General features: G+C 47.8%; 19 protein-coding genes. 11 read left to right on the forward strand and 8 right to left on the reverse strand.

Going from position 1 to position 22,065, the window contains the following annotated elements; genetic code table 11:
- Positions 1 to 44: 44 nt before the first annotated feature.
- The 3 genes from ubiD to trxA all read right to left on the reverse strand — a co-directional run bounded on the left by ubiD (position 45) and on the right by trxA (position 3,428).
- Positions 45 to 1,511, reverse strand: coding sequence for a 4-hydroxy-3-polyprenylbenzoate decarboxylase (ubiD, locus tag FXF61_RS13265; protein WP_151185702.1), 1,467 nt, complete (start codon positions 1,509 to 1,511; stop codon positions 45 to 47).
- Positions 1,512 to 1,597: 86 nt separating this feature from the next.
- Positions 1,598 to 2,860 (reverse strand): transcription termination factor Rho, encoded by a 1,263-nt coding sequence (gene rho / locus FXF61_RS13270; protein ID WP_151185703.1) that lies wholly within the window; start codon positions 2,858 to 2,860, stop codon positions 1,598 to 1,600.
- Positions 2,861 to 3,101: 241 nt separating this feature from the next.
- Positions 3,102 to 3,428 carry a thioredoxin TrxA gene (trxA, locus tag FXF61_RS13275; RefSeq protein WP_151185704.1) on the reverse strand — a complete coding sequence of 109 codons (327 nt, stop codon included), beginning with the start codon at positions 3,426 to 3,428 and terminating at the stop codon, positions 3,102 to 3,104.
- Positions 3,429 to 3,617: 189 nt separating this feature from the next.
- Here trxA and ppx point away from each other — a divergent pair, with 189 nt between their 5' ends.
- The gene (gene ppx, locus FXF61_RS13280) at positions 3,618 to 5,120 is read left to right on the forward strand and encodes an exopolyphosphatase (RefSeq protein ID WP_151185705.1); all 1,503 of its coding nucleotides are present in this window, start codon (positions 3,618 to 3,620) and stop codon (positions 5,118 to 5,120) included.
- A gap of 30 nt (positions 5,121 to 5,150) precedes the next feature.
- Here ppx and FXF61_RS13285 read toward each other — a convergent pair whose 3' ends face one another.
- Entirely contained in the window at positions 5,151 to 5,582 is a 432-nt protein-coding gene (locus FXF61_RS13285; protein ID WP_178087316.1) for a DUF3301 domain-containing protein, read from the reverse strand.
- A 162-nt stretch (positions 5,583 to 5,744) separates the two neighbouring features.
- Between FXF61_RS13285 and dnaA the strand changes: the two genes are divergently transcribed.
- The 5 genes from dnaA (at position 5,745) to pbpG (ending at position 13,077) form a co-directional block, all read left to right on the forward strand.
- The gene (gene dnaA / locus FXF61_RS13290; protein WP_151185707.1) at positions 5,745 to 7,235 is read left to right on the forward strand and encodes a chromosomal replication initiator protein DnaA; all 1,491 of its coding nucleotides are present in this window, start codon (positions 5,745 to 5,747) and stop codon (positions 7,233 to 7,235) included.
- A 35-nt stretch (positions 7,236 to 7,270) separates the two neighbouring features.
- On the forward strand, positions 7,271 to 8,374 hold the full coding sequence (gene dnaN / locus FXF61_RS13295; RefSeq protein ID WP_151185708.1) for a DNA polymerase III subunit beta: 1,104 nt from the start codon (positions 7,271 to 7,273) through the stop codon (positions 8,372 to 8,374).
- A gap of 12 nt (positions 8,375 to 8,386) precedes the next feature.
- Positions 8,387 to 9,487 carry a DNA replication/repair protein RecF gene (gene recF / locus FXF61_RS13300; protein ID WP_151185709.1) on the forward strand — a complete coding sequence of 367 codons (1,101 nt, stop codon included), beginning with the start codon at positions 8,387 to 8,389 and terminating at the stop codon, positions 9,485 to 9,487.
- Positions 9,484 to 11,904, forward strand: a complete 2,421-nt coding sequence (gene gyrB / locus FXF61_RS13305; RefSeq protein WP_151185710.1) for a DNA topoisomerase (ATP-hydrolyzing) subunit B — start codon at positions 9,484 to 9,486, stop codon at positions 11,902 to 11,904. Before recF ends, gyrB begins: the two co-directional genes overlap by 4 nt.
- Positions 11,905 to 12,156: 252 nt before the next feature.
- Positions 12,157 to 13,077 (forward strand): D-alanyl-D-alanine endopeptidase, encoded by a 921-nt coding sequence (pbpG, locus tag FXF61_RS13310; RefSeq protein ID WP_256663436.1) that lies wholly within the window; start codon positions 12,157 to 12,159, stop codon positions 13,075 to 13,077.
- A 6-nt stretch (positions 13,078 to 13,083) separates the two neighbouring features.
- On the opposite strand, the gene FXF61_RS13315 is transcribed toward pbpG, so the two are convergent.
- Positions 13,084 to 14,412 (reverse strand): ATP-binding protein, encoded by a 1,329-nt coding sequence (locus FXF61_RS13315; RefSeq protein WP_151185711.1) that lies wholly within the window; start codon positions 14,410 to 14,412, stop codon positions 13,084 to 13,086.
- Positions 14,399 to 15,070, reverse strand: coding sequence for a response regulator (locus FXF61_RS13320; RefSeq protein WP_151185712.1), 672 nt, complete (start codon positions 15,068 to 15,070; stop codon positions 14,399 to 14,401). Before FXF61_RS13320 ends, FXF61_RS13315 begins: the two co-directional genes overlap by 14 nt.
- A 149-nt stretch (positions 15,071 to 15,219) precedes the next feature.
- On the opposite strand from FXF61_RS13320, the gene dsbD reads away from it, so the two are divergent.
- Genes dsbD through dsbG form a run of 3 tightly spaced genes read left to right on the forward strand, consistent with a single transcriptional unit; the run spans position 15,220 to position 18,535 of the window.
- A complete protein-coding gene (gene dsbD / locus FXF61_RS13325; RefSeq protein WP_151185713.1) occupies positions 15,220 to 16,947 on the forward strand; it encodes a protein-disulfide reductase DsbD in 1,728 nt (575 codons plus the stop codon).
- Positions 16,947 to 17,777, forward strand: a complete 831-nt coding sequence (locus FXF61_RS13330) for a TlpA disulfide reductase family protein (RefSeq protein ID WP_151185714.1) — start codon at positions 16,947 to 16,949, stop codon at positions 17,775 to 17,777. The genes dsbD and FXF61_RS13330 overlap by 1 nt, the downstream gene beginning before the upstream one ends.
- 2 nt (positions 17,778 to 17,779) lie before the next feature.
- On the forward strand, positions 17,780 to 18,535 hold the full coding sequence (dsbG, locus tag FXF61_RS13335; RefSeq protein ID WP_151185715.1) for a thiol:disulfide interchange protein DsbG: 756 nt from the start codon (positions 17,780 to 17,782) through the stop codon (positions 18,533 to 18,535).
- A gap of 35 nt (positions 18,536 to 18,570) precedes the next feature.
- Here the strand turns inward: dsbG and trpA are convergent, their stop codons facing one another.
- On the reverse strand, positions 18,571 to 19,380 hold the full coding sequence (trpA, locus tag FXF61_RS13340) for a tryptophan synthase subunit alpha (RefSeq protein ID WP_151185716.1): 810 nt from the start codon (positions 19,378 to 19,380) through the stop codon (positions 18,571 to 18,573).
- Positions 19,377 to 20,588: a tryptophan synthase subunit beta gene (trpB, locus tag FXF61_RS13345; protein ID WP_151185717.1), complete on the reverse strand. Its 1,212-nt coding sequence runs from the start codon at positions 20,586 to 20,588 to the stop codon at positions 19,377 to 19,379. Before trpB ends, trpA begins: the two co-directional genes overlap by 4 nt.
- 106 nt (positions 20,589 to 20,694) lie before the next feature.
- On the opposite strand from trpB, the gene FXF61_RS13350 reads away from it, so the two are divergent.
- Entirely contained in the window at positions 20,695 to 21,582 is an 888-nt protein-coding gene (locus FXF61_RS13350; protein ID WP_151185718.1) for a LysR family transcriptional regulator, read from the forward strand.
- 92 nt (positions 21,583 to 21,674) lie between these two features.
- Entirely contained in the window at positions 21,675 to 21,938 is a 264-nt protein-coding gene (locus FXF61_RS13355; RefSeq protein WP_151185719.1) for a hypothetical protein, read from the forward strand.
- Positions 21,939 to 22,065 lie beyond the last annotated feature (127 nt).

Consider the following 22,065-nt stretch of genomic DNA (forward strand, 5'->3'; position numbering starts at 1 on the left):
AACTGTTTCCTTTGTTTGTACAACACAGCACTCACTCAAGCGCGTTAGTCAATACCAAGCTCAGACCACAGCGCATCCACACGCTCTTTTACCGCTGGATCTTGCTCAATAACACGACCCCACTCACGCGAGGTCTCACCAGGCCATTTATTGGTTGCATCTAGGCCCATTTTACTGCCTAAACCGGACACTGGAGAGGCAAAGTCCAAATAATCGATCGGTGTATTATCAATCAATACCGTGTCGCGGGTTGGATCCATACGTGTGGTAATCGCCCAAATTACATCGTTCCAATCCCGCGCGTTGACGTCATCATCGGTGACGATCACGAATTTGGTGTACATAAACTGGCGTAAGAAACTCCAAACACCGAGCATCACGCGTTTGGCGTGACCTGGGTATTGTTTCTTAATGGTGACCACTGCCATGCGGTAGGAACAGCCTTCCGGAGGCAGGTAAAAATCAACAATTTCCGGAAACTGCTTTTGCAAAATAGGCACAAACACTTCGTTGAGCGCCACACCTAAAATTGCCGGCTCATCCGGTGGTCGGCCGGTGTAAGTACTGTGATAAATCGCATCTTTACGACGCGTGATGCGCTCTACGGTAAACACCGGAAAGCTATCAACCTCGTTGTAGTAACCGGTATGGTCACCATAAGGGCCTTCATCGGCCATTTCACCGGGGTAAATATGCCCCTCTAAAATGATTTCTGCCGATGCGGGGACGTGTAAATCACTGCCAATCGCTTTAACCAACTCAGTGCGTGAACCACGCAGCAAACCAGCAAAAGCGTATTCAGACAGGGTGTCAGGGACTGGAGTTACCGCGCCCAAAATTGTGGCAGGATCAGCACCCAAAGCCACCGCCACAGGGTAGGGGCGTCCCGGATATTTTTTGCACCAATCGCGAAAATCTAACGCACCACCACGGTGACTGAGCCAGCGCATAATAACTTTATTGCGGCCCAGCACTTGCTGGCGATAAATACCAAGATTCTGCCGCTCTTTATTCGGCCCTTTGGTGATGGTTAAGCCCCAGGTAATTAAAGGCGCGACATCACCCGGCCAACAGGTTTGAATCGACAAGGCGGTCAAATCGACATCCTCACCTTCAATAACCACTTCTTGGCAGGCACCGTCTTTACGTACTTTAGGCGCCATGGCCAAGACTTTCTTGAACATTGGCAGCTTATTCCATGCATCCTTAAAGCCTTTGGGTGGTTCAGGCTCTTTCAGGGCAGCCAGCAATTTACCAATCTCACGCAGCTCTGTTGTGCTTTCAGCACCCATACCTAAAGCCACACGCTCAGGCGTCCCAAACAGGTTGCCCAGTACTGGCATAGAAAAACCCGTCGGATTTTCAAATAACAAGGCAGGCCCACCTTTGCGCAAGGTGCGGTCGCAAATTTCTGTCATTTCTAAAACAGGGGAGACGGGGACTTGAATGCGCTTCAGTTCACCACGCTGCTCAAGGCCGCTGATGAAATCTCGGAGATCAGAATATTGCATGAGGGTATCCGTAGCAGATTAAGCGCTGCACGGGGGCGGATACTGCTATCACACACCCATGCATGGCTTTAGATACTAAACGAGGGTTATTTGCTGCGCTTCATTGACATGAAAAACTCTTCATTGGTTTTTGTGTCTTTGAGCTTATCAAGCAAAAACTCGATGGCTGCGCTTTCATCCATAGGATGCAGCAGTTTGCGCAAAATCCACATGCGCTGCAGTTCATCTTCGCTGGTTAATAGTTCTTCACGACGGGTACCCGAGCGGTTAATGTTGATCGCTGGGAACACGCGTTTTTCAGCAATACGGCGCTCAAGCTGCAACTCCATATTACCGGTACCTTTAAACTCTTCGTAAATCACTTCATCCATTTTCGAACCGGTCTCAACTAGAGCAGTTGCGATAATGGTCAGTGAGCCACCTTCTTCGATGTTACGTGCCGCACCAAAGAAGCGCTTAGGTTTTTCCAGTGCATGGGCATCGACACCACCGGTCAGTACCTTGCCAGAGCTTGGAATCACAGTGTTATACGCGCGGGCTAAGCGGGTAATGGAATCGAGCAAAATCACTACATCTTTTTTATGCTCAACCAAACGTTTGGCTTTTTCGATAACCATTTCAGCCACTTGTACGTGACGTGTCGGTGGCTCATCAAAGGTTGAGGCAACCACTTCACCGCGCACGGTACGCTGCATTTCCGTGACTTCTTCAGGGCGCTCATCAATCAGCAAAACGATAAGATGGCACTCGGGATTGTTACGGGTAATGTTAGAGGCAATGTTTTGCAGCATGATGGTTTTACCGGCTTTGGGCGGTGCCACAATCAAACCACGCTGGCCTTTACCAATCGGCGCAGCTAAATCAATCACACGACCAGTCAAGTCTTCAGTCGAGCCATTACCGATTTCCATGGTAAGACGCTTGGTCGGAAACAGCGGTGTGAGGTTTTCAAAAAGAATTTTATTGCGGGCATTTTCTGGACGATCAAAGTTGATGCCATCCACTTTCAGCAATGCAAAATAACGTTCGCCATCTTTTGGCGGACGTATCTTGCCCGTAATGGTATCGCCGGTTCTTAAGTTAAAGCGGCGAATTTGGCTGGGTGATACATAAATATCATCCGGGCCAGCAAGGTATGACGAGTCTGCAGAGCGCAGAAAGCCAAAACCATCTTGTAATATTTCCAGAACGCCATCACCAGAAATCTCTTCACCACCACGCGCATGACGCTTGAGGAGTGAAAAAATAATGTCCTGCTTACGCGAACGGGCCATGTTATCTAGGCCCATTTGTTCAGCCATTTCTAGCAATTCAGCAACGGGTTTTTGTTTTAGTTCGGTCAGATTCATAGGGAATGACGATGATATAATTTAGAAGGAATGAGCAAGCTCTTAGCTTGAGAGGCGTACCGCGAGGAGAACAGTCGGTTGTTTGTTCAGAGCCGCATAAGATATCGGCGACGGCATGCAGACGTATAACGGCTTAAGCGTTACAGAAATGGAATCTACCACTTGCAAAGACGCGAGTCTAGTGTGCACATTAACAATATGCACACTAGATCATGGTTTAATTGAGCATTTGCCGCTGTAATTAGATGTGGCTTTCTAAAAACGCAACCAATTGGCTTTTAGATAGTGCACCCACTTTAGTTGCTTCTACGTTGCCGTTTTTAAATAGCATTAAAGTAGGAATACCGCGCACACCATATTTAGGTGGTGTTGCTTGGTTATCATCAATGTTTAATTTGCAAATTTTTACTTTGCCAGCAAATTCAGTCGCTACGTCCTCTAAAACGGGAGCAATCATTTTGCAAGGACCACACCACTCCGCCCAGTAGTCAACCAGTACAGGTATGTCTGCCTGCAATACATCTTGATCAAAACTTGAATCGCTAATATTGGTAATGTGATCGCTCATGAAACCTCTCCGAAAAGGCGGATACAAATTAAAGTACCGATAATCATAGCCTGACTGAGCACTTAACGAAAGTAACCGAGTGGATCGCTGTGATATTTTTTTATCTCTTCATCGTGTTCAGCTTTTTTTACATTGGCGAATCTGCTGCAACATGGCACGATAGCTCAATTATTTCTTTGGAATAGTTGCATGCCCAACTCTGCTCCTAAACACTTTCCGATCATCGCTGCCATTGATTTGGGATCCAATAGCTTCCATATGGTACTGGCCAAAACAGATCAACGAGAAATTCGTATTCTTGAGCGTATCGGTGAGAAAGTTCAGCTGGCTGCGGGTATCAGCGCAGACTTGCAGTTACAAGATGATGCCATCGAGCGCGGACTTGACTGCCTGCGCCGTTTTGCCCAATTAATCAATGACTTACCGCAAGGCGCAGTGCGCATTGTGGGCACCAGTTCGTTGCGTGTTGCGCACAATAGGCGAGTATTTATTCAGCGTGCAGAGCAGATTTTAGGGCACGATATTGACGTCATTTCAGGCCGTGAAGAAGCCCGATTAATTTACCTTGGCGTCTCACATACCTTGGCTGACACACCGGGCAAACGTCTCGTTGTCGATATCGGCGGGGGCAGTACTGAGTTTATTATTGGCCAACAATTTGAATCACAATTGCGCGGCAGCTTACAAATGGGTTGCGTTGGCTTTACTCAACGCTTCTTTAAAGACGGTAAAGTGACCCCTGCACGTTATGCACAAGCCTATACAGCAGCACGCCTTGAACTGATGGAGCTGGAGCAAAGTTTACGCCGTTTGGGCTGGCAAGATACTGTTGGTGCCTCAGGCACCATCCGCTCAATTGGCCAAGCATTGGCAGCCGCAGGCTTAAGCAATGGTGAGATTAACAGCCCTGGACTGGCGTGGCTAAAGCAATCCGTGATTGAGGCTGGTGATATTAACAATATTGATATTGCCGGTGTTAAAGCCGAACGTAGCGCTATTTTGCCTGCCGGTTTAGCGATAATGGAGGCTATTTTTGATGCTTTAAGTCTTGAGCAGATGACCCCCTGTGACAGCGCTTTACGTGAGGGTGTGCTTTACGATCTACTCGGCCGTCATCAGCATGAAGATGTTCGTGAGCGTTCAATTCATGCATTAATGGAGCGTAGCCATGTTGACCTTGAGCATGCACAAAAAGTTGAATGTAAAGCGCTAGAAGCCTTGGAGCAAGTGGCTGATGCGTGGCAACTTAAAGAAGAATGGCATGCTGATATCTTAAGCTGGGCCGCCCGCGTGCACGAAGTCGGTTTAGACATTGCGCATTATCACTACCATAAGCATGGTGCCTATTTAGTCGAGCATTCGGATTTGTCTGGTTTTTCACGTCAAGATCAACAAATGCTAGCTTTATTGGTGCGTGGCCATCGGCGCAATATCCCTAAAGAGCGCTTTGCAGAATTCGGCGAGGACGGACAGCAACTGTTGCATTTATGTATTTTATTGCGCTTTGCGATTCTTTTGTACCATATTCGCGGCAGCCAAGAAGTACCCGATCTACAGTTAACGGCTCAGCCAAATAGCCTGCATATTCAGTTTCCAGAACACTGGCTGGATAATAACCCGCTGACTCTGGCAGACTTTCAGAAAGAAGCAGAATGGCTTAAGCGTATTGATTTCACTTTAACAGCGCAGTGACACTGACCTTGTTCTGACACAAAGTCGTTTTTAGTGTTCGGCGTCGCTCTTTTTACTGCCTTGCCAATGGCGCAACTCAACAACATTATGATTTGGCGCATAACTGGACTTTTGTGTATCTACAACACAATCCTCCTGTTGACCATTTGGCACAGGGTAAGCCTGCAACTCAACCCGCCCTAAATATCGACCAAACATTGCCACAGTACCATTAAGGCGTTCTTGACTGGTCACCGTAAACTCAAAGCCATACAGCCGTGCTAAGCGTTTTTGACCCTTGCCGTCAGGCATTAACCGCCAACCTTTAAATGCTACATTACCATCCAGTAATTGTACTTTTTCGTTATCACAATGCTGGCGTACGAACGCCAAAGCACGTTCACGCACACCGTGTCCACGCCAGATCCAGGCGATGACCAGCGCAACCAGCAGCCAAGCAGTCAACTCTCCCAGTGTTATCATATGCATCACTCTACTTAGGTTTATTGCATCTCGCACAGCAGCTGTCAGCGCTGCGTTTATCGCTTAATAACTGTGTGCTATTTTACTATGCCTGTGGATAACTTTACCTCTGACGGCTACAATAGCAGATCGTAATATTTATGTTTTACTTGAGGGATCTCTGTGTCTGTCGAACTTTGGCTACAGTCTGTCGATTTTTTACGCGATGAGCTGCCTGCCCAGCATTTCAACACCTGGATCCGTCCATTACAAGTTGAAGCGGTGGGTGACGAGCTGCATATTTTTGCACCTAATCGCTTTGTATTAGACTGGGTCAACGATAAATATATTAATCGTTTGCTCGAGCTGATGGCTGAGCGCAATAATGGCAATGCACCGCCAATCTCCCTGCAGATTGGCAGTAAAGCAAAATCACGCACCAGCAGTAATAGCACTGCGCCTGCCACCGTACCAAGCAACCCTGTACATGCGCCTACGCTAGCACCGGTTGCAGCAGCAGCCATGCAAGCACAACCTACGTTCACACAAAACCCAAGCGCAGCGGTGACGCATACTAGCAACCACACAGTGGTGCCTAATGTCAGCGTAGAGCGCACTGCACCTGCTGCGCCTGTTAAAGGTGCTATTAAGCATGTCAGCGCGCTGAATCGCTCTTTCACCTTTGACAGCTTCGTTGAGGGTAAGTCAAACCAACTAGCCCGTGCTGCAGCTTGGCAAGTCGCCGACAACCCAAAGCATGGTTACAATCCGTTATTTTTGTATGGTGGCGTGGGTCTAGGTAAAACACACTTAATGCATGCTGTTGGTAATCATTTACTACAGAAAAACCCAAACGCTAAAGTGATTTATTTGCACTCTGAGCGTTTTGTTGCCGATATGGTGCGCGCCCTGCAAAATAACGCCATTAACGAGTTTAAAAACTATTACCGCTCAGTCGATGCGCTGCTGATTGATGACATTCAGTTTTTTGCTAAAAAAGAGCGCTCACAGGAAGAGTTTTTTCATACCTTTAACGCACTGCTTGAAGGTAACCAGCAAGTCATTCTCACCAGCGACCGCTTTCCTAAAGAAATTGACGGCCTTGAAGAGCGCCTAAAATCGCGCTTTGGCTGGGGTTTGACGGTTGGTGTCGAGCCACCTGAACTGGAAACCCGTGTCGCTATTTTAATGAAGAAAGCCGAGCAGAGCAGGGTGCAACTGTCGCATGATTGCGCGTTCTTTATTGCCCAACGCATTCGCTCTAACGTGCGCGAGCTGGAAGGGGCCTTGAAACGGGTAATTGCCCACTCTCACTTTACCAATGAGCCCATCACCGTTGATTTGATTCGCGAGTCATTAAAAGACTTGTTGGCTCTACAAGACAAACTGATCAGCATTGATAATATTCAACGCACTGTGGCTGAATATTATAAAATTAAAATTTCCGATATCCTATCTAAACGCCGCTCACGCTCAGTCGCGCGTCCACGCCAAGTCGCCATGGCGCTGGCTAAAGAGATCACCAACCATAGTTTGCCTGAAATTGGCGATGCCTTTGGTGGCAGGGATCATACGACAGTGCTGCACGCGTGCCGTAAAATTGCCGAACTGAGCGAAACCGATGCCGATATCCGCGAAGACTATAAAAACCTACTGCGCACGTTAACAACCTAACAGCAGTGCCAGCACTTTTGAGCAAGGACCTAACTATGCACTTCACCATTCAACGCGAAGCTTTGTTAAAACCGCTGCAACTGGTGGCCGGCGTTGTTGAGCGCAAGCAAACCATGCCAGTATTATCCAACGTACTGCTCGTCATCGAAGAACAAAATCTATCCATGACAGGTACAGACACCGAAGTTGAGCTATCTGCTCGCATCACCCTTGAAGAACCTGCGCAACCCGGTGAAATCACTGTACCGGCGCGTAAGCTTATGGATATTTGCAAAAATTTACCGGCTGACGCTCTGATTGATTTCAAAGTAGACGATCAAAAGGTGTTAATCAAAGCTGGCCGTAGCCGCTTTACCTTAACAACTTTGCCAGCCACAGACTTCCCGAGCTCAGAAGAAACACCCGGTTCACTGGCGTTTACTGTTGAGCAAGGCCATGTCCGCCATCTTATTGAGCGCACCAGCTTTGCGATGGCGCAACAAGATGTGCGCTACTATTTAAATGGTTTATTGCTTGAGGCAAAGCAAGGTCAATTACGTGCAGTAGCCACAGACGGTCACCGCCTCGCTTTATGCTCAGTTCCTGCGCACATCAGCGAAGACATCCAGCACCAAGTCATTGTGCCGCGTAAGGGCGTATTAGAGCTTGCGCGATTAATGACTGAGGATGCTACAGAAGTCTCTGTAGTATTTGGCAGCAACTATATTCGTGCAACCACAGCTGATTTCACTTTTATTTCTAAATTAGTGGACGGTAAGTTCCCTGACTACGAGCGTGTTTTACCGCGCGGCGGTGATAAAACTGTGTTAGCTGATCGCCAAGAATTACGTGAAGCATTAAACCGTGCCTCGATTTTATCCAATGAAAAGTACCGTGGCATTCGTTGGCAGCTTGAGTCCGGCTTATTAAAAATCCAAGCCAACAACCCTGAGCAAGAAGTTGCTGAAGATGAAGTCTGTGTTGACTACAGTGGCGATGCGCTAGAAATCGGCTTCAATGTCACCTATCTGCTCGACGTACTCAGCGCCACTTCATCTGAGCAAATCAGCATTGTACTCTCAGATTCCAACAGTAGTGCACTGATCCAAGAAGCTGACAACGATGGTGCGTCTTACGTTGTTATGCCCATGCGTCTCTAATAATCACTGAATATGGCTATTAGCCAACTGCAAATCACCGGCATTCGTAACCTGCTGCCGGTGACATTAGAAATGTCTCCCCGCATCAATATCCTCTATGGTGCTAATGGTAGCGGCAAAACCAGCGTCCTCGAAGCTATTCACCTGCTAGCCATGGCTCGCTCTTTTCGCAGCACTCGCTTACAGCCGATGATTCAATATGAGCAAAGCAGCTGTACGGTATTTGCTCAAATACTGCACAGTGACGGCAGTCAAAGCAATCTAGGCGTCAGTCGTGACCGCCAATCTGAATTACGCATTCGCATTGACGGCCAGAATGCACGCAGCACAGCGCAACTGGCTCAGCTTTTACCTTTGCAGTTAATCAACCCTGATAGCTTTCGTCTACTGGAAGGCTCACCAAAAATGCGTCGACAGTTCTTAGACTGGGGCGTGTTCCACGTGGAACATCAGTTCATTTCTGCGTGGCAACGCTTGCAAACCTGCTTAAGACAAAGAAACTCATGCCTTCGCCATGGTATAATGGATTCATCTGTTATTGCAGCGTGGGACCGTGAACTCTGTATAGCTAGCGATAAAATTGATCAATTGCGGCGCGCTTATATTATTAAGCTAAAACCTGTTTTTGAAGAAACTTTAGCGAAGCTACTCGACCTTTCTGGGCTAACCCTTAGCTACTTTAGAGGCTGGGATAAGACCAGTGATCTGCAAGAGGTGCTCAATAAAAACATACTTCGAGACAGGGCGTTAGGCTATACACAAGCCGGACCACAACGCGCTGACCTTAGGGTTCGTATAAACAAACATAATGCTGTCGATATTTTATCAAGAGGGCAGCAAAAACTAGTTATTTGTGCATTAAGAATAGCGCAAGGTTATTTGCTGTCTCAGGCCAGACGCAATGAATGCATCTACCTTGTAGACGACCTGCCTTCAGAGCTTGATGAACAGCATCGTCTAGCCTTATGCCAGTTGCTAGATGAGTTAAAATGCCAGGTGTTTATCACCTGCGTCGACAAAAACTTAATGAATTCAGGCTGGCGAACGGACACACCAGTCTCTTTGTTCCACGTGGAACAAGGCCAAATTACACCATCGGGAGTGACCGCATGAGCGAAGAACAAACGTACGATTCCAGTAGTATTAAAGTGCTTAAAGGCCTGGATGCAGTACGCAAACGCCCCGGCATGTATATCGGAGATACTGATGACGGCACCGGGCTACACCACATGGTTTTTGAAACCGTGGACAACTCCATCGACGAGTCCCTAGCAGGGCACTGTGATGAAATCAGCATTACGATCCATACCGACGAATCAATTACCGTCCAAGATAATGGCCGCGGCATTCCTGTAGATATTCACGAAGAAGAAGGAATATCTGCTGCAGAAGTTATTATGACGGTATTGCACGCCGGTGGTAAATTTGACGACAACAGCTATAAAGTATCCGGCGGCCTGCACGGCGTAGGTATTTCCGTGGTCAACGCATTATCGCGCGAGCTGATCATGACCATTCGCCGTCAGGGCAAGGTATGGGAGCAAACCTATCAGCACGGTGTGCCACAGGCGCCAATGGCAGCCATTGGTGAAACCGACAAAACAGGCACCCGCATCCACTTTAAACCATCACCTGAAACCTTTGCCAACATCCAGTTTAGCTGGGATATCCTGGCCAAACGTTTGCGTGAACTATCCTTCTTAAACTCTGGTGTTGGCATTAAGCTAAAAGATGAACGCACGGGCAAAGAAGAGTTGTTCCAATACGAAGGGGGCTTAAAAGCCTTTGTTGAATACTTAAACACCAACAAAACCACCGTTAACAATGTTTTCCATTTTTCAATGCAACGCGAAGAAGACGGCATTGGCGTGGAAGTGGCAATGCAGTGGAATGATGGCTTTAATGAGAACGTGCAGTGCTACACCAATAACATTCCGCAACGTGATGGTGGTACACACTTAGTGGGTTTCCGTACAGCACTTACACGCCACCTCAACAATTATATAGAAGCTGAAGGCATCGGTAGAAAAGACAAGGTTAATACCACCGGTGACGATGCCCGTGAAGGCCTAACCGCGATTATCTCGGTAAAGGTACCTGACCCAAAATTCAGCTCGCAAACCAAAGAAAAACTGGTTTCATCAGAAGTGAAAACGGCTGTTGAGCAAGAGATGGGCAAGTACTTAGCCGATTACTTACTAGAGAATCCAGCAGAAGCTAAAGCCATTGTTGCAAAAATGATCGATGCCGCACGCGCCCGTGAAGCAGCACGTAAAGCGCGTGAAATGACCCGGCGTAAAGGTGCCTTAGATATTGCCGGACTACCAGGTAAGCTCGCTGATTGCCAAGAAAAAGATCCTGCGCTATCCGAACTCTACATTGTCGAAGGGGACTCTGCTGGCGGCTCTGCCAAGCAGGGACGTAACCGTAAGACCCAAGCGATTTTACCCTTGAAAGGTAAGATTCTTAACGTAGAAAAAGCACGCTTCGACCGGATGATTTCATCGCAAGAAGTCGGCACGCTGATCACGGCACTCGGCTGTGGTATTGGTCGCGATGAGTACAATATCGATAAGTTGCGCTATCACAACATCATCATCATGACGGATGCTGACGTGGATGGCTCACATATTCGCACATTGTTACTAACCTTCTTCTTCCGCCAGTTACCTGAACTGGTGGAGCGTGGCTATATATATATCGCGCAACCCCCACTGTATAAAGTCAAACGCGGTAAGCAAGAGCAGTACCTGAAAGATGATGATGCAATGGATGAATACCTCACCAATGCCGCACTAGAAGACGCAAGCTTGCACGTTAACGCAAATGCACCAGGCTTGTCGGGAGCTGCACTAGAAGAGCTGGTCAATGAATACCGCTCAGTGTTAAAAACGCTGAAGAGATTGTCACGCCTGTACCCTAAAGAAATCACTGAGCATTTCTTGTACTTGCCACGTGTAGAACCTGAGCAATTAACCGACAAAGCAGCAATGCAGGCATGGCTTGATGCGTTGCAAGCGCGCATGGATAACGTTGAAAAGTCAGGTGAGATTTATACGGTTAACTTGCGTCATGACAGCGAAAGGAATTACTGGCTGCCAGAAATTCAGATTAAAGCACATGGTTTAACCAACCACATTTTGTTTAATCATGATTTCTACTCCAGTAACGATTACCGCACAGTAACCGCACTGGGCGCTCAGCTCGATGAATTACTGGAAGATGATGCTTATGTGATGCGTGGAGAGCGCAAGCAAGCCGTCAGCACCTTCAAGGAAGCACTGGACTGGCTAATGGCTGAAGGCAGCCGCCGTTTAAGCGTACAACGCTATAAAGGTCTTGGTGAGATGAACCCAGAGCAACTGTGGGAAACCACCATGGATCCAAGCCAGCGCCGTATGCTGCAGGTCACCATTGACGATGCAATTGCTGCGGATCAAATCTTCAACACCTTAATGGGCGACCATGTTGAACCGCGTCGTGCGTTTATTGAAGAAAATGCTTTAGCAGCCTCAAACTTAGACTTCTAAGCACCGAGCTAGCGCTGTATCCTGCAATCGATACAGCGCTAGCACTTTAAACAACAAATGAATCAACAATCCAGCCTGTATAAGCCTCACAGCTGCTTATAAAAGCATGCCGCCATATTTAGCAATAATAAAACCTGCCAACCAGTAGGGGCAGCGTAGTTTTTGTGTCATTATGCGTTTTCATATATATCTAAACGCAAGGAATGCACCATGCCTGCCTAACACAGGCTATCTCCCTGTTGAGTAATTTCCGTGAAAATAAAACTGTTTTTCAAAGCAAGTTTACTAGCCCTTGGCCTCTTTTCGGCCAGTTTCTATGCAGTTGCCACACCACAGAAAAGCAATCAAGTGCAGCAAGAACTTGCCGCTGGTAGCGCACTACTGGTCGATTTAAAAACCAATCAAATTCTCTATTCTAGTAACCCAGATTTTGTCGCCCCGATTGCCTCTGTCACTAAGCTAATGACCGCGATAGTGGCTATTGATGCAAAGCAATCTTTAGACGAAAAACTGCCTATCGTCATTAAAGATACGACAGAAATGCAAGGTGTTTTTTCTAGGGTGCGTCTTGGTAGCCAGCTCAACCGCAAAGACATACTGCTGATCACTTTAATGTCATCTGAAAATCGTGCTGCCGCTACCTTGGCGCATCACTACCCTGGTGGACACTCTGCGTTTATTCAGGCTATGAACGCTAAAGCGCAAGCGCTGGGCATGCTCAACACTCGCTTTGTAGAGCCGACCGGCCTGTCTGAACATAATGTATCCAGCGCCCATGACTTAGTCCTGCTGATTAAAGCTGCACAACAATACCCGCTGATTCGTCAGTTCAGCACCACAGAAGAAAAAACAGTGGCCTTTAGCAAGCCGAACTACACACTGGGTTTTCGGAACACCAATGCCTTAGTGCGTAAAGACAGCTGGAATATTGAAGTCAGTAAAACTGGCTTTACCAACAGCGCTGGGCATTGTTTGGTGATGAGTACAGAAATGAATAAACGCCCAGTCGCCTTTGTGGTGCTGGATGCCTTTGGTAAATACACCCATATGGCCGACGCCAATCGTCTGAAAAAGTGGCTGGAGACGGGCACAATCACACCCGTACCAGCGGCAGCATTAAGCTACAAAAAAGCCAAGCAGCAAGAGCGTCAACAGATTATCGCTAGCCAATAACCAGCGTTAACTCTGACTCAGAGGTAAATACAGTGCAGCGTCCAAACCACCAGTAGGCGCTGCCTGTAAATGCAGTTCACCACCGTAACGTTCAGTCACTGCCTGTACAATCGCCAAACCAAGACCGCTGCCACTCTGTGCGCTTGATGTACGCCAAAAACGCTGTTTAGCCTGCTCAATATGCGCCTCTGTTAAGCCAGCTCCGGCATCTCGCACCCGCAACAACAGGCGCTGATTATCCACCGCCATATACAATTCAACACGGCTATCGACTGGGCTGTAGCGTAAGGCGTTATCCAATAAATTACGCAATGAAGCCACCGCTAAGGATTCAGGCACAGCAACGTATACTTCCTCAGTCAGTTCATTGATCACATCAATACGTTGATAGCCTGGTACACCAATTAAATCAGCAAGGGCGTGCCGCGCTAATGTCTGCGCGCTGACCTGTCCATCCTTATCAAAATCTTGCGTGCTCTCAACCCGCGCTAGCAACAAAAGTTGCTCCAAACCATTATGCATGCGATCTACGGCCGTTTCTGCTTGTTGCAAGGCATGCTGTGCACAATCACCGGAACTCATTTGCGCAACTTGTAAATGCGTTTTAATTGCCGTTAAGGGTGTGCGTAACTCATGCGCTGCATCATTGGTAAAGCGTCGCTCACGCTCTAAAGCAGCACAAATACGCGCAAACAATTGATTCAAAGTTGCCACCAAAGGTTGTAAGTCTTTAGGTAAATCCTGCACATGCACCGGCTGCAGATCCTCAGCATCGCGCTGCGCTAACAACTCGCGTAAACGTTGCAGTGGTGATAAGCCGCGACCAATACCAAACCAAATCAGCAGCAGACTGCCAAACAAAGCAAATGCCACGGGCAGGGCAGCAGCAATTAAGATAGCCGTCTGGAGTGTTTCACGCTCATCAATGCGATCAGCTGTAGTGACCCAAAGATGTTGGCGTTTTAAAGTGAAGCTGCGCCAGCGTTCATTGCCAATACTAACCTCATGAAAACCCTCGCCATGTTCTGCCAATGTAGCTTGCGGCATATTCGGGGTGTGCACTAAAACCTCGCCACGCAAAGAACTTACTTGACAGACCAAACCACTTTGTAGCCCCAGCTCAATAGTGCTAAATGGACTGGCCTGATGTGTCGGCAAGGGTTGCGGTAGTTGCCCTAACAAACCGGCAACCATACGCGCAGACGAAGCCAAGCGCTCATCTAAAGCGACCGTCATTTCACGGCGTAAATCGCCCAATAACCACAGCGCAGCTAAGCTCCATAAGACAATAAAAGTGCCACCTAAAATCAGTAATAAACGATTACGCAGGCTCATGCAGTTCACCCATTCGATAGCCTAAACCGCGCACGGTCTTTACCACCTCACTGCCTAATTTGCGGCGTAAATTATAAATATGCACATTGATGGCATTGCTTTCCACACCATCACCCAAGCCATACAAACTGTCCTGCAACTGTTCAGCACTTAATATATGCCCTGGATTTTGCAATAGCGCACCAAGTAGCGCCTGTTCACGACGTGATAAGGCAACAGCATGACCATGCAGTGTGACTTCCCGAGTAGTAGGATCAAAGGTTAAACCTTGGTACTCAATCAAATGGGTACTGCGACCACTGCTGCGTCTTAATAAGCTGTGTAATCGCGCGGCCAGCTCACGTAAGTCAAACGGCTTAAGTAGATAATCATCTGCACCCGCTTGTAAACCTTCGACCCGCTGCAGCACTGAATCGCGTGCGCTTAAGATAAGCACAGGCAGTGTCACGCCTTGGCTGCGTAAACGCGTCAACAAGTGTAGGCCATCTTCATCTGGCAGACCTAGATCAAGAATCATCGCATCAAAATGCCCTAATTGTAGGGCCTGCTCAGCAGCACCTGCGTGGGCTAGATGATCTAGGCTAAAACCCTGTAGTTGCAAGCCAGCCACTAAGCCTTGGGCTATCAAAAGATCATCTTCGACCAATAAAATATGCATAAACCGCCATTCCTCAACCCGCGTAAAACAAAACTATGGCAAACAACATAAGCGCCACAGCCTACAATACTTTAAGCAAAACTTAACTGTTAATGTTGTCTTAATAGAGTAACCGCATAGTGATTGCAAACTTAGTAGGAAAAACATCTATGCGCGCTTTTGTTATGGCGTTATTGCTGCTGTTCAGTAGCCTAACGCACGCATTTATCAGTAATCAGCAGGATTTTTTACCGGTAGAAGAAGCTTTTCATTTTGAGTTGCTCGATGATGCTGAGCCCAATCTTTTAGTCTGGCAGATTGCGCCGGAGCACTATTTATACCGCAATAAACTAGGCATTACCGATGCCAATGGCGACCTTGTGCCCATTGATTACCCAGAAGGCATTGAGCATTCCGATGACTTTTTTGGTGACACACAAGTCTATCGTCACTTTTTACAATTACCATTAGCTGCAGGTGTACAACAACCCCTAGAGGTAACATGGCAAGGCTGCGCTGATGCAGGCTTGTGCTATCCACCGCAAATTAGCAGCGTTGGTGGTGATCCAGTAACAAACAGTGCAAGCGCTGCAACAGCGGTAGGTTCAGGCTTAGCCGAAGATCAATCGATTGCTGAGCGCTTAGCTGGTTCAGGCCTTTTATTAAATATAGCAGCCTTCTTTATGATGGGCGTGCTACTGGCCTTTACTCCCTGCATGTTGCCCATGCTGCCGATCTTAACCAGCGTTATTGCTGGTTCAAAAGCGAGCGGTTGGCAAGGCGCAAAACTGGGAATCGCCTTTGTTCTACCGATGGCGTTAATGTACGCGGCTTTAGGTGTGCTAGCCGCAAGCCTCGGCAGTAATCTCTCAGCAGCGCTACAGCAACCGTGGCTACTCATGCCTTTTGCTGGCATATTTATACTCTTAGCCTTGGCCCAGTTCGGTGTCTTTACCTTACAACTGCCGAGTTTTATTCGTGAGCGATTACAGGGCACTGATCAAAAACTGAAGGGCGGCAGCTTAATCGGCGCGGCCAGTTTAGGGGCATTATCAGCCTTACTGGTTGGCCCATGCATGACTGCACCGCTGGCAGGTGCACTGCTGTATATCGCGCAAAGTGGTGATGGCGTGCGTGGTGGCTTAGCCCTGTTTTCACTGGGTTTAGGCAGCGGCTTACCCCTGCTTCTGGCCATTACTATAGGTATGCGCTGGCTACCTAAACCCGGTACGTGGATGCAAAGCATTAACCGCGTATTTGGTTATGTTTTGCTAGCCACCGCTATTATTGTGCTACGCCCAATATTAACCGGTCCGTTATTGCTAGGCTTATGGGGTGCATTACTGTTAGCTATTGCGGTACAGGTCAGCCATATTGAGCGTCCTAGTTGGCGTTTTATCAGCCGTTATATGGCCTTACTGCTGGGTATTTGGGCTGGCATACTGTTGTTTGGCTCAGCGGCAGGGGGCGACGATCCTTTACGTCCACTGGCCAACTTTAGCGCGCCGAGCAGCACAGGAGCTAACACGCAGAGCATGCAACGCTTTGCCGATGTGCAGCAGTTAAACGTACAGCTAAAACAAGCAGAGCAGGATGGAAAATGGGTACTATTGGACTTTTATGCAGACTGGTGTGTCTCATGCAAAGTCATGGAAAAAACTGTATTTGCTAAGCCTGGGGTACAAAATGCTTTAGCTGATATGCGCTTACTGCAAGCTGATGTCACTTTGAACACAGCTGAGCAGCAACAGTTGATGAAAGATTTACAAATCATGGGACCACCAACTATTTTGTTTATCAACCCGCAAGGCTCAGAACAACGTACGCAACGGATCACTGGTGAAATATCAGCCAGTGAATTTTTACAATACTTAAGCGGCGCCCAGAAGGACGGTTAATGTTAAGTTTTAATTTAGGCCCTTTGGCCATTCCCATGGATTTAGCACTGCTCTACGCTGCCTTTTTTATTGCATGGTTTAGCGGCTGGCTAATCGGTAGAAAGCGTGGCAGCAATCCTGAGTCTGCGCTATTCAGTATGCTGTTTATCGGTGCACTGGTGGCACGTGCTGCATTTGTTATTCAGTATTTCCAGCAATACAGTAACAATCTCTGGCAGATCATTGATATTCGTGATGGTGGTTTTTTATTACTGCCCGGTTTAATCGCAGCGCTTCTTGTCGGCTTGTATAAGGCTTGGCGGCAAACCTCTTTACGCGTGCCATTAGCGATTGGTGTTTGTATTGGCTTTGTTGCATGGGGCGCAAGTTTTTCGGTACTCAACGCCTTGCATAGCAGCCAACAAATACCCGATATATCCGTGCGTGATATTGACGGGCAACCTGTGTCGCTGCAAGATTTGGCAGGTAAGCCACTGGTGATTAACTTATGGGCCACTTGGTGTCCGCCATGTCGGCGAGAAATGCCAGTGCTCGCAGCTGCACAACAGGCCAATCCGGATATTCGTTTTGTCTTTGTAAACCAAGGCGAAGGCCAGATTTTAGTTGAAAAATTCTTAGCGCAACAGCAACTGAGTTTAGCTAACAACCTGCTTGATACAGGCGGACATCTTGGTCAGGCGGTAGGTTCATTATCTTTACCCACCACATTGTTTTACAGTCCCGATGGACTATTAAAGAATAACCATTTAGGTGAGTTATCGCATGCCAGCTTAAAGCATGCATTACGTCATATCAGCACAGCACAAGATGCAACTCAGACCGAGGAATAACGATGACATTTAAAAAAATCTTACCGGCGCTAGCTCTGCTAACACTGCCAATCATCACTCAGGCAGAAACCTATCCTGCACCTGTAGAAGCGATGCGTGAGCGTGGTGTAGAAGTCTTAGAGCGCTTTGATGCACCCAGTGGTTTAACCGGCTACACGGCATTATTTAACGGCCGCCCACTGGCTTTATATGTGACCGAAGATGGTAAGCACGCGCTAATCGGCAGCTTACTCAACGCTGAAGGTGAAGATTTAACAGGCGTTGTGTTAGAAGAGAAAGTCAGCCGCCCACAAAGTAAAATTATGTGGGGCAAACTCAAAGACAGCACTTGGATCGCCGACGGCTCTGACAAGGCAGAACAGATTGTCTATGTTTTTACCGATCCAAATTGCCCCTACTGCAAACGCCTATGGAAAGATGCACGTCCATGGGTTGATGCCGGTAAAATTCAATTACGCCATGTCATGGTCGGCACGCTAGGTGATAGCAGTCAAAAGAAAGCAGCGTTCTTATTATCTAGCAAAGACCCTGAAGCAGCACTTATGGGTAATGAAAGTGGTGAATCACCCGCCAAAGAAGCAAAAACCATTGAAGACAAGCAACGTCAACAACTGGATGATAACCAACAGTTGATGGCCATGCTCGGCGTGAGCGGTACACCTGCTATTTTACAACTTGATGAAACCGGCATGATGCAAATGCACCCAGGTGCACCGCAGGGCGAACAGTTGATAGAACTATTCGGCCCGCGCCCCTAATCAAGTACAACAATACAGCCAAGCTTCACTGTGCGCTATTGACGCGCACAGTGAACGCCGTCAGCCAATGCACGGCACAGCTTGAGCACGCCATTAACTGCGATGTCTGGCGTCGCAGCTTCTGCAATTAAGTCTACAAAAGCAGAGCCCACCACTGCACCATCAGCCAAACGAGCGATATTGGCCGCATGCTCAGGTGTACGAATTCCAAAGCCAATGCAAACCGGTAGCTCAGTATGACGGCGCAAGCGCGCTACGGCTTCTTCAATATGCTCCATGCTTGCTGAACGACCACCGGTAACTCCCGCAACCGAAACGTAATAAACAAAGCCAGAACTGTTATTGAGCACCTTAGGCAAACGCACATCATCTGTAGTCGGCGTGGTTAAGCGGATAAAGTCCAAACCTGCAGCTTGTGCTGGATCGCAAAAATCAGGGTTATGCTCAGGTGGCAAATCAACAATAATTAAACCATCCACACCTGCCGTTTTCGCATCCTCAATAAAGCGCGGCACACCGTAATGATGGATGGGATTAAAATAGCCCATCAACACTACAGGGGTATGTTGGTTTGCCTCGCGGAACTCGCGCACCATTTGCAGAGTTTTAGTCAGCGTTTGACCGTTTTTTAAAGAACGAATATTGGCTAACTGAATCGCCGGACCATCTGCCATCGGATCAGTAAAGGGCATACCCAGCTCAATCACATCTGCACCGGCAGCTGGCAAGCCTTTAAAGATACGCATTGCTGTGGCGTAATCTGGGTCACCAGCAGTAACAAAGGTAACCAATGCAGCACGGTTTTGTTTTTTCAGTTGCGCAAAGCACGCTTCAATACGACTCATACTGACAACTCCTGTTGCTCAAAGTGGTGCATGACTGTTTGCATATCTTTATCACCTCGGCCAGACAAGTTCACCACCATTAAATGCTCTTTGGGTAATTGAGGCGCACGCTTAAACACTTCTGCAAGGGCGTGTGATGTTTCGAGCGCTGGAATAATGCCTTCTAATTTACAACACAAATGGAAGGCCGCTAAGGCTTCATCATCTTTAATTGAGGTGTATTCGACTCGACCAATATCATGCAACCATGCGTGTTCGGGGCCAATGCCTGGGTAATCCAACCCTGCAGAAATTGAGTGCGCATCAACAATTTGTCCATCATCATCCTGCAGCAGGTAGGTGCGGTTTCCGTGCAAAACGCCTGGACTGCCACCTTGTAAACTGGCCGCGTGTTCACCGGTTTCAATACCACGACCCGCGGCCTCAACACCAATAATTTTCACGCTGGCATCATCCAAAAACGGATGGAATAAACCCAACGCATTTGAACCGCCACCAATACAGGCAATCAAACTGTCAGGCAGACGGCCTTCTTGTGCCTGCAACTGCTCGCGGGTTTCTTTACCAATCACTGCTTGGAAATCTCGCACCATCGCCGGGTAGGGGTGTGGGCCAGCCACCGTACCAATCAAATAAAAGGTATCACTAACATTTGTGACCCAATCACGTAGCGCCTCATTCATTGCATCTTTAAGCGTACCTGTTCCCGCCACCACTGGACGTACTTCAGCGCCAAGCAGCTTCATGCGAAATACGTTGGCTTGCTGACGATCTATATCCGTGGTGCCCATGTAGATCACACACTGCAAACCAAAACGCGCAGCAACAGTGGCAGTGGCAACACCGTGCATGCCTGCACCCGTTTCAGCAATGATGCGTTTTTTACCCATGCGCCGGGCCAACAAAATCTGACCAATACAGTTATTAATCTTATGCGCACCAGTGTGATTGAGTTCTTCACGCTTAAAAAAGATTTTTGCACCACCACAGTGCTCAGTTAAGCGCTCAGCAAAATACAAGGGGCTGGGACGACCCACATAATCACGCTGAAAATAGGCTAATTCTTGTTGAAAAGCAGGATCATCCTTAGCTTTTTCATATTCACGACCTAACTCAAGAATCAAAGGCATTAAGGTTTCTGCGACATATTGGCCGCCAAAGTCACCAAACAAACCCTTTTCATCAGGGCTATCATATAAAGAACTCATTGCCGACTCCCAAATCTAATTAAAATAGTGCTATGGCGACTAAACTACCTGATAGCGTTGCTTACGAAAAGCGATATGATTGCAGCAATAGGTTAGGAAAACTCACATGTCTGATCATTTTAACTTACCACCACTTAACGCTTTAAAAGCCTTTGAAGCTACAGCTCGCTTACTTAGTATCACCCTTGCTGCAAAAGAGCTGCACGTCACTCATGGTGCTGTCAGTCGACAAGTTAAGCAGCTTGAAGAGCATTTAAGTGTGGCGTTGCTGAGCAAACATGGGCGTGGTATTAAACTCACTGATGCCGGTGTGCGCCTCTACGAAGCCAGTCATGCCGCACTGGCGCAAATTGATAGTGCCTGCGCAGATATTCGTCAACGAACCCAGCACGCACCCTTTGTTCTAGCCTGTCCAGGCAGCTTGCTGGCACGTTGGTTAATACCTCACCTTGAGCAACTGCAGCATGACTTACCTGATCTACGCTTACAGGTGATCACCAACGCAGGTGATGACAACCTACAGCACTCAGAAGCAGATGCCAGCTTGGTATTTCTAGATCAACCCTGCCCAGAAACAATGCAGGCTTACACGCTGGACGTCGAACGCATCGGTCCGGTGCTCAGTCCGCGCTATCAACACGCAGCAACACTATCCACAGCGCCACCTGCACAACTATTAAACGAGCCTTTACTCTTTACCCGCTCACGGCCGCAGGCGTGGCCGCAATGGGCACAAGCACAACAACTGCCAGCCAGCGATTTTAATTATGCGCAAGGCTTTGAACACCTCTACTACTTATTAGAAGCCGCTGTGGCCGGACTTGGAGTGGCGATTGCGCCAGAGCTCTTGGTGCGCAACGATATTGCAAATGGACGTTTGCTTGCACCCTGGGGCTTTGTCGAAACATCAGCAAAACTTGTGCTGCTAGCGCGCAAAAACCAGCACACACAGCGTGCGCAACAACTCGCAAATTGGCTGATCAATAGCCTTTAATCAGCGGCTTAACACAGCAACTGATTTTGCTCTATACTCAAGATAAGTTAAATTTTTTAGCGCTTCACTTTTAGTCTGCTGTAGGAGGCATTATGCAAATCTCAGCAAACGCATTCTCCGCGGGTTTATCCGCCATCAAAGCTGGTCAAGAACAAATGACCAGTGCTGCTCAGGCCATTGCTATGCAGAGCAGCGCAACCAGCGCATCTGCGGCAGCAACACCAGCTGTTGATATGGTTCAAATCACTGAGCAATTAATGCAGCTTGAACAAGCCAAACAAATGAGCCAGCTCGGCGCTCGTGTCCTCAGCTCTGCTGATGAAGCTCTTGGCACCCTAATTGATACTCAAGCTTAAGAAAATAAAATCAAATAAAGTCTTCGTGCAATGCTTGACAAGAATAGGATAGATCCGTAACTTTCAAACAGTCGTTTGATTAACATTAAGTATGCGCAATCATTTCTACTGCGCTGCTAGCAACAGG

This window comes from Pseudomonas sp. C27(2019) (genome assembly GCF_008807395.1).
Classification (GTDB): Bacteria; Pseudomonadota; Gammaproteobacteria; order Pseudomonadales; family Pseudomonadaceae; genus Denitrificimonas.